Origin of the sequence: Vibrio sp. CK2-1 (assembly GCF_021726515.1) — a bacterium.
GTDB lineage: Bacteria > Pseudomonadota > Gammaproteobacteria > Enterobacterales > Vibrionaceae > Vibrio.
Genome location: NZ_JAKKCJ010000002.1, coordinates 248,811 through 261,198 on the forward strand (window position 1 = coordinate 248,811; position 12,388 = coordinate 261,198).

At 44.1% G+C, this 12,388-nt stretch carries 12 protein-coding genes; 3 read left to right on the forward strand and 9 right to left on the reverse strand.

Annotation, left to right across the window (positions count from 1 at the left end; all coding sequences use genetic code 11):
* Positions 1-5 precede the first annotated feature (5 nt).
* From glmS to L3V25_RS06020, 3 genes are all read left to right on the forward strand, one after another.
* A complete protein-coding gene (gene glmS / locus L3V25_RS06010; protein WP_237294545.1) occupies positions 6-1,838 on the forward strand; it encodes a glutamine--fructose-6-phosphate transaminase (isomerizing) in 1,833 nt (610 codons plus the stop codon).
* A gap of 164 nt (positions 1,839-2,002) precedes the next feature.
* Positions 2,003-2,881 (forward strand): LysR family transcriptional regulator, encoded by an 879-nt coding sequence (locus tag L3V25_RS06015; protein WP_237294546.1) that lies wholly within the window; start codon positions 2,003-2,005, stop codon positions 2,879-2,881.
* A 195-nt stretch (positions 2,882-3,076) separates the two neighbouring features.
* Entirely contained in the window at positions 3,077-3,976 is a 900-nt protein-coding gene (locus L3V25_RS06020; protein WP_237294547.1) for a cation diffusion facilitator family transporter, read from the forward strand.
* On the opposite strand, the gene zntR is transcribed toward L3V25_RS06020, so the two are convergent.
* The 9 genes from zntR to L3V25_RS06065 all read right to left on the reverse strand — a co-directional run bounded on the left by zntR (position 3,973) and on the right by L3V25_RS06065 (position 12,380).
* Positions 3,973-4,428: a Zn(2+)-responsive transcriptional regulator gene (gene zntR, locus L3V25_RS06025; protein WP_237294548.1), complete on the reverse strand. Its 456-nt coding sequence runs from the start codon at positions 4,426-4,428 to the stop codon at positions 3,973-3,975. The two genes, L3V25_RS06020 and zntR, sit on opposite strands and share 4 nt — an antisense overlap.
* 96 nt (positions 4,429-4,524) lie before the next feature.
* Positions 4,525-5,772 carry a beta-ketoacyl-ACP synthase gene (locus tag L3V25_RS06030; RefSeq protein ID WP_237294549.1) on the reverse strand — a complete coding sequence of 416 codons (1,248 nt, stop codon included), beginning with the start codon at positions 5,770-5,772 and terminating at the stop codon, positions 4,525-4,527.
* A complete protein-coding gene (locus L3V25_RS06035; protein ID WP_237294550.1) occupies positions 5,769-6,494 on the reverse strand; it encodes a 3-ketoacyl-ACP reductase FabG2 in 726 nt (241 codons plus the stop codon). The genes L3V25_RS06030 and L3V25_RS06035 overlap by 4 nt, the downstream gene beginning before the upstream one ends.
* 48 nt (positions 6,495-6,542) lie before the next feature.
* Entirely contained in the window at positions 6,543-7,013 is a 471-nt protein-coding gene (locus L3V25_RS06040; RefSeq protein ID WP_237294551.1) for a hotdog family protein, read from the reverse strand.
* Positions 7,006-8,208, reverse strand: coding sequence for a beta-ketoacyl-[acyl-carrier-protein] synthase family protein (locus L3V25_RS06045; protein ID WP_237294552.1), 1,203 nt, complete (start codon positions 8,206-8,208; stop codon positions 7,006-7,008). The genes L3V25_RS06040 and L3V25_RS06045 overlap by 8 nt, the downstream gene beginning before the upstream one ends.
* A 55-nt stretch (positions 8,209-8,263) precedes the next feature.
* On the reverse strand, positions 8,264-8,911 hold the full coding sequence (locus L3V25_RS06050; protein ID WP_237294553.1) for a DUF3261 domain-containing protein: 648 nt from the start codon (positions 8,909-8,911) through the stop codon (positions 8,264-8,266).
* A gap of 1 nt (position 8,912) precedes the next feature.
* Complete coding sequence (locus L3V25_RS06055; protein ID WP_237294554.1) at positions 8,913-11,291, reverse strand: MMPL family transporter; 2,379 nt, start codon at positions 11,289-11,291, stop codon at positions 8,913-8,915.
* 8 nt (positions 11,292-11,299) lie between these two features.
* Entirely contained in the window at positions 11,300-11,950 is a 651-nt protein-coding gene (locus tag L3V25_RS06060) for an outer membrane lipoprotein carrier protein LolA (RefSeq protein WP_237294555.1), read from the reverse strand.
* Entirely contained in the window at positions 11,943-12,380 is a 438-nt protein-coding gene (locus L3V25_RS06065; RefSeq protein WP_237294556.1) for an acyl-CoA thioesterase, read from the reverse strand. Before L3V25_RS06065 ends, L3V25_RS06060 begins: the two co-directional genes overlap by 8 nt.
* Between the last annotated feature and the right edge of the window lie 8 nt (positions 12,381-12,388).

The following is a 12,388-nucleotide window of genomic DNA, read 5'->3' on the forward strand; positions in this document are numbered from 1 at the left end:
ACAATATGTGTGGAATCGTTGGTGCTGTTGCGCAGCGTGATGTAGCTGAAATTCTGGTTGAAGGTTTACGTCGTTTGGAATATCGCGGCTATGACTCAGCGGGTGTCGCGGTGGTCGATGCTGATTCAAACATGACGCGCGTGCGCCGCTTAGGCAAAGTACAAGAATTAGCTGATGCGGTTGACGCTGCTGATGTGTTTGGTGGAACCGGTATTGCTCATACTCGTTGGGCAACTCATGGTGAACCTTCTGAAATCAATGCTCATCCACACGTTTCTAATGATATTTCTGTAGTACACAACGGCATTATTGAAAACCATCAAGCATTGCGTGAAACCTTGCGTGAACGTGGTTATGTGTTTGAATCTCAAACGGATACCGAAGTGATCGCTCATTTAGTTGAATGGGAACGTCGTACTTCTGCAACATTAATCGAAGCATTGCAAAAAGCGGTTAAGCAACTTGATGGTGCTTACGGCACGGTAGTGTTTGATCGTAAAGATCCAAGCCGTGTAGTGGTTGCGCGCTCAGGTAGCCCGATTGTGATTGGCTTAGGGGTAGGTGAAAACTTTATCGCCTCGGATCAATTGGCTCTATTAAATGTCACTCGTCGTTTTATGTACCTTGAAGAAGGGGATGTTGCTGAAGTGACTCGTCGTGAAGCGACCGTTTTTGCTGAAAATGGTGAGCGAGTAGAGCGTACGGTTTCTGAGTCAAGCGCAGAGAATGATGCGGGTGATAAAGGACAATATCGCCACTTTATGCAAAAAGAAATCTTTGAGCAGCCAACCGCATTAATTAATACCATGGAAGCGCGACTCACCAAAGATACTGTGGTTACCGAAAGCATTGGTGTGAATGCTGCCGAGATCCTATCTAAAGTTGAGCATGTGCAAATCATCGCTTGTGGTACGTCTTACAACGCTGGCATGACTGCACGTTACTGGTTTGAGTCTTTGGCTGGCGTAAGTTGTGATGTGGAAATTGCATCAGAATTCCGCTACCGCAAATTTGTGACTCGTCCAAATAGCTTGCTGATCACTCTATCTCAATCAGGAGAGACCGCAGATACTTTAGCCGCATTACGTTTAGCTAAAGAAAAAGGCTATATGTCAGCAATGACCATTTGTAATGTCGCCGGTTCATCTCTTGTTCGAGAATCCGACTTTGCCTTTATGACACGCGCCGGCACTGAAATCGGCGTGGCATCAACCAAAGCTTTTACGACTCAACTTGCGGCGTTATTAATGTTAGTTACCGCTATGGGTAAACAGCAACAACGTATCGATAGCGCAAAAGAAGCAGAAATTGTGGAAGCCTTGCACCTACTACCTTCTCAAATTGAAAAAGCACTCGCTTACGATAAAGAGATTGAAGCCTTAGCCGAAGATTTTGCCGATAAACATCACACGCTATTCTTAGGCCGTGGTGAGTATTACCCTATCGCATTAGAAGCCTCTTTAAAGCTAAAAGAAATCTCTTATATTCACGCAGAAGCTTATGCTGCCGGTGAGCTAAAACATGGCCCGTTAGCGTTAATTGATGCCGATATGCCAGTGGTAGTCGTTGCGCCAAATAATGACTTACTAGAAAAGCTGAAATCAAACATTGAAGAAGTCCGCGCCCGTGGTGGTTTACTGTATGTATTTGCTGATGCAGGCGCAGGGTTTGAAGCAGATGAAAGCATGAAGATCATTAATCTTCCACATGTCAGCGAGATCACCGCCCCAATCTACTACACTATTCCAATGCAATTGTTGTCGTATCATGTTGCTTTGATTAAAGGCACCGATGTCGACCAGCCAAGGAACTTAGCCAAGGCTGTGACGGTTGAGTGATTTCAATTTAAATTAATGGTTTACATGCAATTCTAGCAACTAAATATTGGTTGTGACTAAATGGCTGTGTTCAGATTTGGACTCAGCCATTTTTATATCACCTATATTAGGCAATCTTTCAAAAATTGTTTATTATTCTGAGACTTTCATTAGGTGAGTCAGCTATGAACTTGTCACAAATCGAAGCATTCTGCACCGTTGCTAATACCGGTTCTGTTTCTGAAGCGGCCCGACAGCTAGAATGTAATCGCACCAAACTTAGTATGGCAATTAAAGCGCTTGAAACGGATCTCAATGTTAAGTTGTTTATCCGCACTGGCAATAACCTCACCTTGTCTGAGATTGGTAAGGCGGTTTATAAGGATTTTGAAAGTATTCTTATTACCACTTCTCGTGTTCGTCGTATTTGTTCTCAAGTTTCTAATGAGTTTGCCGCTGAAATATGGATAGCGCGTGATGATGCCTTGCCGGATATGTTATGGCAGGAATTTGCTCATTCGCTCAGTAAGCAGTTTCCTAGTACTTCATTTAATATCATTCTGGCTTCTAGTGGCGACTTGGCCAATTTAGTGGCCACACAGCAAGTTGATTTTGCATTTGGAGTGGATTACGAGCATATCGATGACGCTCGTATTGTTCGCCAGCCTTTAGGCAAAATTCGCATGATGTCGGTGTGCAGTTCAACTCATCCATTAAGCAAAATTCAACGAGTGACAGATGAAGAATTACGTAAGTCTATGCAAGCGGTCATGGCTTACTTGAATGAGCAAGATAATGCCAGCTTAGAGCCTTTTTCTCGCCGCTATATTGGCTTCTCTAGTTTTGAATATATGCTTAATACCATATTGACTGAATCAGCATGGGGAGTACTTCCTGAACCCTTGATTCGTCATCACTTGCGCGAACAGCGCCTTTCGGTGATTCGCCATACTTATGGGTTAACCCAAGAAGATTTTTGTATGTTCAGTGGTGCCGAAGGGGCTGATAGTCCGGCCATTGATTGGTTAGTCGATAAGGTGAGTGATTATCTGTTCGACTTCTAAAGTATTTTTAGTCTTCTTTAATTTGCTAGGTCAGCCAGTGTCATATAATTTGACAGTTAATCTTAATGGTTAGTTGTTGAATTATAATGAGTAAATTTTTATCGGTGCTTTTCCATTTCTAATCGCTGTAAATCTTCATTGTAAAGCGCCTCTATTTCGCCAAAATACCTTTAGTTATCTAAAGGTATTAATCAAATGTCTGTTCATTCCAGGTTTAACGAAAATCGTGTTTTAGCTTTCTCGGCTGTTTTTGCATCTATGTTTGCAGGGGGAGGCTTAATTGTTGGCTTACTTGTTGGCTCGCTAGTCATCATGTTTGATGGGGTTTATTCCCTTGTTAGCCTGCTGTTAACATTATTGTCGCTCGTTGCCGCTCGTTATATTAAAAAACCATCCGATGCCCAATTTCCTTTTGGCCGCGCGCTATTCGAACCCGCTGTTATCGCGGTCAAAGGTGCGGTGATCTTATTAATCGTCAGCTATTCATTGTATTCAGCGATTGGTGCCATGTTTACTGGAGGCCGTGCTGTTGATGTTTCGATTGCAACCGCCTTTGGTGTTATCAATGTTATTGGTTGTGGTCTGGCTTGGTGGTGCATGGTTTCATTACGAAACAAGCATTTTTCTGGTTTGATTGATGCGGAAGTGAAGCAATGGCAAATGGATACATTACTGAGCGTTGCCGTAACCGCGGGGTTTGTGGTGGCTTGGCTGATGACATTAACACCGTTGGCAAAATACGCGGTATATGCAGACCCAATGATGATGCTACTGATGTCATTTTATTTTATTAAAGTGCCATTTGAGATGCTGCGTTCTGCATTAAGAGAAATCTTTTTGATGGCACCAAGTAAAGAGATTTACCAAACTGTTGATCAAAGCATTATTGTGACGAATAAAGACTCTCAACAAGAAATTGAATTAGCGGGTGTGGTGAAGGTTGGCCATGAATTGTGGGTCGATGTGGATCTTCATGTTGATGATTCTAGTGAGCTGATCTCACGTGATGATATTGAACAAGCGAGGCATGGTATTGAAACTCGTTTGTCTTCTCTACCATTGAAATTACAGCTCACGATTAATATTGCCAGCTAATGTTTCTGACAGCTTGCGGAGTGGTGATGTTTTTCTACTTTTACTTGCTCAGTATTGGTTTCCAAGGCTTGTAAGATGGTGCATTCTTCGGCACTACCTTTACCACCACAACAAGCGGAAGATAAGGTTTTTAATGAGCGCTGAAAGTGTTGCAGTTCAGAGAGTTTTTGTTCGACATCAACAAGCTTAGCATCAACCACTTGCTTAACATCAAAGCAGGAATTACTGGCTTTATCGACTTCAATTTCCAGCAACTCTTTAATATCTGAAAGGTTGAATCCTACCTTTTTGGCTCGAATAATAAATTGCAGCGCTTGCTTATCTTGCTCGTTATACAGGCGGTAGCCAGATTCAGAGCGAGCAGATGGGCTCAATAAGCCAGATTTTTCATAAAAGCGCAGAGTGTCATTATTAATGCCACACAATTTTGCCAGTTCACCTATCTTGTACATCCGCCACTCCTTAATACTTCTATTCTTAATAGTATAAACCCTAGAGCTAAGTCTAGGATCAATAGTTTTGCATCAAAGGGATTTTGCTGTTGAAAGCTAGTGAGAATGGCGTTTAAAAATAATCGAAGTATTAATGCCGCCAAACGCGAAGTTGTTGCTCATGATGTATTGGCAATCCATTTCACGGCCATCGCCACGAATATAGTCTAAATCCCCACATTCAGGATCGATGTTCACTAAGTTGAGGGTAGGGCTAAACCAGCCTGCATGCATCATTTCTAAGCTCAGCCAAGCTTCAATCGAACCACAAGCGCCTAGGGTATGACCAAAGTAGCTTTTCAGTGAGCTGATTGGCGTTTGGCTGCCAAAGACATTAAAGGTTGCTTGGCTTTCTGCGATATCACCACGATCAGTTGCGGTGCCATGAGCGGAAACATAATCAATCACGCTTGGTTCTAATTGAGCATTCTCTAACGCCAATTCCATACAACGTTGCATGTTTTCCATTTGTGGTTGAGTGACATGGGCAGCGTCGCAATTGCTAGCAAAGCCGACGATCTCGGCATAAATTTTAGCGCCACGGGCAACCGCATGTTCATAGTCTTCAAGTACTAAAGTACCTGCACCTTCACCGATCACTAAGCCATCTCGATCTTTATCATAAGGGCGAGGGGTGGTTTTTGGAGCATCATTTTTTAAACTGGTCGCGAAAAGGGTATCAAAAACCGCTGATTCAGTTGGGCATAGTTCTTCACCACCGCCAGCTACCATCACAGTTTGGTAACCATGTTTGATTGCTTCATAAGCATAACCAATAGCTTGGCTACCCGAAGTACATGCACTGCTAGTTGGGATAACGCGACCACGTAGTCCAAAGAAGAGTCCGACATTGACCGCGGAAGTGTGCGGCATCATTTGTACATAAGTGGTGGCAGTGATGGCGCGGGTTGATTTTTCATTCAGCATGACACCAAATGCACCGATAGCCGGAGTACTGCCGGTTGAAGAGCCGTAAGCGACACCAGTTTGGCCATTTGTCAGTACTTCATGCTTTTCGCCATCAGGGGTTAATAAGCCACTTTGCAGTAGGGCATTTTCTGATGCAAGAGTTGCCATTTGAGAGACACGACCCATGCCGCGAATCTTTTTACGGGTGTAGTGCTTTGGTAGTTCAAAATCCAATACTGGCGCGGCAAGTTTGGTGTTTAAGCCATCGTATTGCACATAGCTTTCCATAAACTGCACGGCGTTTTCACAGGCTTTCAATTTAGGCTCAATCGCTTGCCAATCATTGCCAAAAGCGGTGACGCCAGACATCCCTGTTACTACAACACGACGACTCATACTAAACCTCCATTTACTGAAATCACTTGGCGCGTAATATAAGCCGCATTGTCCGACATTAAATAGCTTACCAATCCTGCTACTTCCTCAGGTTTGCCCATGCGGCGTAGTGGCACTTGTGGTAGCGCGTGTTCTTGAACGTGTTCATCAACCATACCGGTATCAATCAAACCCGGAGCGACACAGTTGACGGTGATTTTGCGTTTAGCCAACTCTAAGGCGAGTGATTTAGTCGCACCAATCACGCCAGCTTTTGCAGCGCTGTAGTTGGTTTGTCCACGGTTGCCCATAATGCCTGACACTGATGCCATAGTGACAATACGACCACCTTTGCGTAGCTGTACCATTGGCATGACACAAGGATGTAGAACGTTATAGAAACTGTCTAAATTGGTATGAATCACGCTATCCCATTCGTCACTCATCATGGCGGGAAAGGCAGTGTCTCGAGTAATGCCAGCATTGCTGACTACGCCATAGTAGGCACCATGCTCAGCTATATCGGCTTCAATTTTTTCACGGCACTGCTCGCGGTCGCTAATATCAAATTGCAGTAGGCGGGCGTTTCCACCGGCTTGCTGAATGCTAGCTTGAGTTTGTTCGGCACCGGCTTGATCACTCATATAGTGAACTACAACTTCAAAGCCATCTTGAGCTAATTGAATCGCAACCGCTTGGCCTATGCCTTTACTTGCGCCAGTAACGAGAACCTGTCGGGACATTGTTTTTTCCTTTTTTCGCACGTTATGCAGTTTTATTGAGCCTAGATATTATTCAGACTGCATAGCTTTTAGTTGTTCGGGTGAAGGCACAAAAGCATTCAGTTGTGCGCTAGCAAGTGTTTTCGCTTGGGCTTCGATACGGCATTGAAACACCGCCATACCATTGTTTTCCATAACTTGTTCGGCATAGATATCTAAGGTTTCACCAAGTGGAAATTCCGAGCACTCACTTTGATAGCGTCGACTACCTAGTAAAAAACCGATTGCTGGTGGTTCGCCTTGTTTCCACGCTTGAAAACCCGACCAAGCGGCGATCGATTGTGCCATGTATTCGATGCCAACATAGCCGGGCACGCTTTGAGACTCTTGGTTAAAAAACAGCTCATCGGCTTTAATCATCACTTGAGTGTGAATGCTTTGTTGATCGACGGCAATCAGCTTATCCACCAAGATCATTGGTGCTTGATGGGGGACTAAGTCCGCAATGTTTGGCAATGAAGCGTTATTTGTTTCAGTCATTCGGGTATCCAAAAATCAGGCTGACATTATTGCCACCAAAAGCGAAAGAGTTGCTTAAAATAATCGGCTGTTTTAAAGCTTGGTTTGGTGCAGCCAAGGTAATGCTAAATTCAGCGCTTTCGCCATCATTAATTTGCTGCGGTATCGGCAGTTGATAGTGTAAGACATGCCAGCAAATCGCCGCTTCAATCGCACTGGCTGCGCCTAATGTGTGTCCGGTAAGGGGCTTGGTTGAACTGACCGGAACTTGATTGCCAAATACCCGTTCGATGGCTTTGGCTTCCATTTGATCATTGAGTTTAGTGGCAGTGCCATGAGCATTGATATAGCCAACATCACTCGCTTGGAGACCTGCGTTATCTAATGCTTTACGCATCGCTTGTTCTGCGCCATTGCCTTCTGGGTGTGGCGCTGAAATATGATGGGCATCAGAGCTATCGCCAGCGCCGAGTAAAGCTAAACAAGGCTGATTAGCATTCGGTTTTTCTAAACTTAGCAGCATAAAAGCCGCCGCTTCACCAATATTGATACCATCACGATTGCTGCTAAAAGGGTTGCAACGTTGATGCGACAGCGCTTCTAAACCATAAAAACCATTTAAGGTCAGCTTGCATAGGGTATCCGTTCCGCCAACAATCACTGCATCTACCAGGCCGGCTTTAAGTAAACGCTGGGCGGAAATATAGACTCGACCACTAGAAGAACAAGCGGTCGAGATCGTGTAGTTTGGGCCAGTGATGCCGTAGTAATCGGCAATAAAGCGGCTGGTATTCGCCATTTCCTGTTGGTGATAATCAAAGCCTGCGGGTAATTCGCCACTTTGCTGCCACTGGGTAAGTGCCTGTTCACCATCAGAAATACCCGAGGTACTGGTGCCAATAATGACCGCAATTCTATCTACGCCATATTTCTCAATCGCTTGTTTGATGCTGTGATCGATTTGCAGTAATGCCGATAGGGCAAGGCGGTTGTTATGAGTATTTTGATGAGCAAATTTCGCATCTATGGTCGGCAATGGACCATTGGCAACACCTACCACAGTTTCACTGCCATCATTAAGCCAATCGGTGCTGACTTGCATATTCGGCGTGTCGGCTTGCTGTAAATGCTGGTGGATCATTTCCGTTGTCCAGCCTAATGCGGAGTGAGAGCCACACGCATGAATATACAGAGGTGGATTAGGCTGTGTAGGCATGTCAGTAATTGTCCTTATTACATCGCAGTAGGATAGAAGCCAAAGTGCGAAAATATTAATCTTGTTGGTATTGTAAGGTTTTTATCACAATGGTGAAGTCTAGAGCGTGATTAATAAAAGTAATGTCACCTTTGAGTGGGTCAATTGACGCATAATTAATCTCTGCGATCAGCTTGCCATGATTATCGAACAGGGTTCTTTGTTTGATATTTTGAGATTGGCGATTGCCAGTTTGCTGCTCGGTTAACTTCCAACCCACTTGCTGTAGTCTAGGTTGCCAAACCTCTAATGGGTATAAGGTGATCATCAGATTAAACACAACTTGCTCCGGCTTAGGGAGAGTGTTGCCAAGCCCTACCATCACATAAGTATCTAACTGATTATCTTGATAGGTTAAGCTGAGTAAACGGGTTCCCCAAGAAGAAAAACCAGCTAGCACGAGTTTATCTTGAGTGATTTGTAATTGGATTGGTAGTTGATTGCTTTGGGCTTTTTTCGCTTGATCAATATAGCGCACGCTAAGTAACTGGCTGGCGCTTAGGCTATAGCCGAGTTCAGAAGGTTGAGGTAGTGCTACCCAAGTATCATCCGCAATCTGGATTCGATTATTTTCTTCCGAGCTATTGGAGGGAGTCGATTGTGTTGAACAAGCGGTCAGGCTTACCAGTAATATCCATCCTATAAATCTTGTTAGAATCTTCATTTCAGCTTTCCTTACTGAGAGTCGCGGGTGGCTTCATGGCCAAGGGCGCTAATAGCCAACTGATGATAATGCCAAATAACACGGTAATACCAAAGCTATGAATGGCTTGGGTTTCGCTCAGTGCTAATAAACCAAAAGACAAAATAGTGGTAAGCGCAGATAAGCTAATCGCGAGCAGTGTAGAATTACGTTTTAATGCTAGATGGGCATCAGAGCTTGCTTGTGATCTAGATTGTTCGGCGAAAAATAAGGTGTAATCAATGCCAATTCCGAGTACTAAAATCAGTGCCAGTAAGTTAAATAAATTGAGTGAACTGCCAGTGAGTACAGTCACCGCTATCCCTACGGCACCCGCAATTACTGGAGGAAGGACGATTCGTATCCCTTGAGTGAATCCATAACGCAGTGATACCACCAATAAAATCACTAGGCTTGCTAGTGCGAGTAATTGCGTCACATGCTGGCGATATAAACCAAACAGCTGTGAGATTTCTTGGGTTTTATTAAGGTAACTAACATCTGATTGTTGCTCTGCCAATGCTTCCAATGCTTGAGCATTTTGTACGCCATTGAGGGTAATGACGGCAGAAGATTGGCCATCTATTTCACCTAGCCACATAAAGCGCACGGGCTTGGAAATCGGCGAATCAAGAAATTGCTCAATAGTGAGCGTTTTAAAATCTGAATCCAGTTCTGGGGTTTGCTTTAACTTCAATGCTTGAGACAAAGGCTGGCTTTGCGATTGATATAAAGCTTGGCTTAATTCGAAGTTGTGCTTTTGCTTCTGCTGGCTGGCAATAAACTGACTGATACTTTGGTAGCCACTTAAATTACCGGCTTGAATTTGTTGTTCGAGTAGATCGGAGACGCTCTGTAATTTATCTAGTAGTTGATCATTATTTGGCGCGCGCACTAGCAACATTTTCTGATCGTTTTGAATGCCTGAAATAGTCTTTATGGTTTGTTCTTGTTGCTTGAGGTTTGCCGGCATGGCTTGCAGTTGACGGATATCGTCATTGTAGTGGGCATGATACAAACCGATTCCTGCCGCTATTATTAACGCTGACGGAATGATGAAACGTATTTTTGGTTGTTGCCACTCCAATAACCATAGCGTGAGTATTTTATTGAAAGGCAAGGCGCGATCGACACTTGGCGCCGCTGCTAAAATCGGATACCAACATACGACGGTGGCGTAGGCAGCAAACAAGCCAATGGCAGAAAATAGCGCTAACTGTTGCAAGCCTGGGAACGGGGCAATCAACATACCTAGGTAGCCAATTAAGCTAGTGACTAACCCTAATGTAATGGCAATCAGGATATGTTTCAGTCCTTGCGAGGCATTCCAGCGAGAGCCGGCAGCTAAACGGTCGGTGAGGTAGTGAAAGGCATAATCAATCGACACGCCAATTAAGCTTGCGCCGAACACTAGGCTAAATAAATGTACTTTGCCAAAAATCAGCACCGTGATAACAAATGCCGCCACTAGACCACAACTGATGGAAAGCAGCGCCAAGGTTAATGGCATCATGCTGCGATAGACCAATAGAATCAATAAGATCACACCGACTAACGAACCCACGCCAATCGTGCTGATTTCACTTTTCGCACTTTGAGTACCGTGCGCGGCGTAAAAGATCACACCAGTGTGCATGACATCAACCTGATCGTGTTTAAATTCTTGTTTAAGATCTTGCTCCAATTGAGAAAGCTCAGGAAGTTGATCTTGCAGTGCCATACTGTAGGCCGATCCGTTGAGATCGGCGCTGATCAAAACGTAATGCTGCTCTTGGTAGTCAGTGGTTAAGTAACCGTTGGATAAACGAAAATTGCCTGAGTGAGCAGTTAATTGCTTGAGATAATCTCTAAATAATAAAAATGGGTCGCTGTTGAGCTCATTGCCACTGACGCCAGAAAATGGGCTGTAGACAGATTGAATCACATATTGAGTTTGTGACTGTGGTGAATTGGCGAGCCTTTGTTGCTGAGTTGGAGTGAGAAGCTGAAAGCGATAAGGGAAGAAAAATTGCCCCCATGCTTGTTGGGCATCTTGCGCCAGTTTTCCATCCACTTGTTTGAATAAAGGCAGCTGTTTTAAGCGAGCTTCAAATCGTTGGGCAGCTTGTTGTGCTTTATCTTGATCTGGGCTTGAAACTAAAAAGATTACTTTGTCGCTCATGCTTGAAGCGACCCGATCAAAGGCAACTTGCGCACTAGGATCTTGTTGGTTTTTTGGTAACAACGCCATGATGTTAGTTTCGATCGGCAAGGTTCGGCCAAGCAATTGCGTGAACAATACCGCGATTAAGATCAACATGACCGCAAGCCATATTAGAGCCAGTGGTTTTTGTTGGTCATGTTGAATTAAACGTTTGATCATCAAGATGTCTATTGTCCAAAGATGGCTTGTTCGGCCGCAGATAAATCACTAGGTTGATGAGTTTGCTGACTAAACTCGATATCGGTGCGATCGCCACGAATTTCTACTAGTTCAATACGGTTAATATACTCATTCGCTTCAATGTTGATCTGGCTGAACACTTTATTGAGTGGTGCCGATTTTGGCGTTAAGGATAACACCCATTGATTGTTTTGGTTTGAGCTTAATTTCAGATCAAATTGTTGCTGTAAGGTTTGAGTATCGCCTTGGAATAACGACAAAAACACATGGCTAAAATAAAACACCATAGGGTTATCTGCGACCTTCACCACTTGCGCAGGTTCCGAGCCAACTTGCTGGCTAAGGGTATCTTGGGTTAACACTAAGGACGTTGGAAATGGCGAGGTTTGTTGCCACCACAATCCATATTGGCTAGAAAGCAGGAATTGACCTTGAGATTCTAAAGGCGCATCAAACATCTGCATATGGCGAGTTTGAGTAAAATTCCCACGTACTACTTGATGGCTGGCTAATTGCTGTTGCAGCTGTGCTAGCTTGTCATTATCGCTGGTGGCCGCTTGACTAGTCTGAGTTAAAAACAACAAAGCACACATCAAGAGCACTAGGCCATAGGCTGCTTTCCACGTTATTTTAGGCATGAGGTTCATTAGTACTCCAAGCAGCAAGTTTATCGGTGAAAGCTTTAGGGGATACAAAACACATCTCTTCGCTTTCAATACTAACCGCCACTTGCATAGTGTAGCCTTTGGTTAAGCGTTGATTAGTTTCTGCATTGTAAATTATGTAATCGACTTTTAAGCGGTTTTCCCACTCGCTCAGTTTGGCTTCTACCCGCACGGTTAAATCAAACGGGATAGGTTTGATGTATTTGACGCGAGTATCGATAATCGGCCACATATAACCCGAATCCTGCATTTCACGGTAGTTATAACCAATCTTATCCAACATCACGCGACGCGCTTCTTCAAAGAAACGGAAATAATTGCCGTGATAGACCACCCCCATAGGATCGGCATCCTGGAAAGAGGGGGTCATGATGACTTGGGAGGATAGGGCTTTATATTCCATGCTTTCTA

Bases quoted from the DNA above. Each gene is read 5' to 3' on its own strand.
- glmS (WP_237294545.1), top strand. From the start codon at position 6: ATGTGTGGAATCGTTGGTGCTGTTGCGCAGCGTGATGTAGCTGAAATT.
- L3V25_RS06015 (WP_237294546.1), top strand. From the start codon at position 2,003: ATGAACTTGTCACAAATCGAAGCATTCTGCACCGTTGCTAATACCGGT.
- L3V25_RS06020 (WP_237294547.1), top strand. From the start codon at position 3,077: ATGTCTGTTCATTCCAGGTTTAACGAAAATCGTGTTTTAGCTTTCTCG.
- zntR (WP_237294548.1), bottom strand. From the start codon at position 4,428: ATGTACAAGATAGGTGAACTGGCAAAATTGTGTGGCATTAATAATGAC.
- L3V25_RS06030 (WP_237294549.1), bottom strand. From the start codon at position 5,772: ATGAGTCGTCGTGTTGTAGTAACAGGGATGTCTGGCGTCACCGCTTTT.
- L3V25_RS06035 (WP_237294550.1), bottom strand. From the start codon at position 6,494: ATGTCCCGACAGGTTCTCGTTACTGGCGCAAGTAAAGGCATAGGCCAA.
- L3V25_RS06040 (WP_237294551.1), bottom strand. From the start codon at position 7,013: ATGACTGAAACAAATAACGCTTCATTGCCAAACATTGCGGACTTAGTC.
- L3V25_RS06045 (WP_237294552.1), bottom strand. From the start codon at position 8,208: ATGCCTACACAGCCTAATCCACCTCTGTATATTCATGCGTGTGGCTCT.
- L3V25_RS06050 (WP_237294553.1), bottom strand. From the start codon at position 8,911: ATGAAGATTCTAACAAGATTTATAGGATGGATATTACTGGTAAGCCTG.
- L3V25_RS06055 (WP_237294554.1), bottom strand. From the start codon at position 11,291: ATGATCAAACGTTTAATTCAACATGACCAACAAAAACCACTGGCTCTA.
- L3V25_RS06060 (WP_237294555.1), bottom strand. From the start codon at position 11,950: ATGCCTAAAATAACGTGGAAAGCAGCCTATGGCCTAGTGCTCTTGATG.
- L3V25_RS06065 (WP_237294556.1), bottom strand. From the start codon at position 12,380: ATGGAATATAAAGCCCTATCCTCCCAAGTCATCATGACCCCCTCTTTC.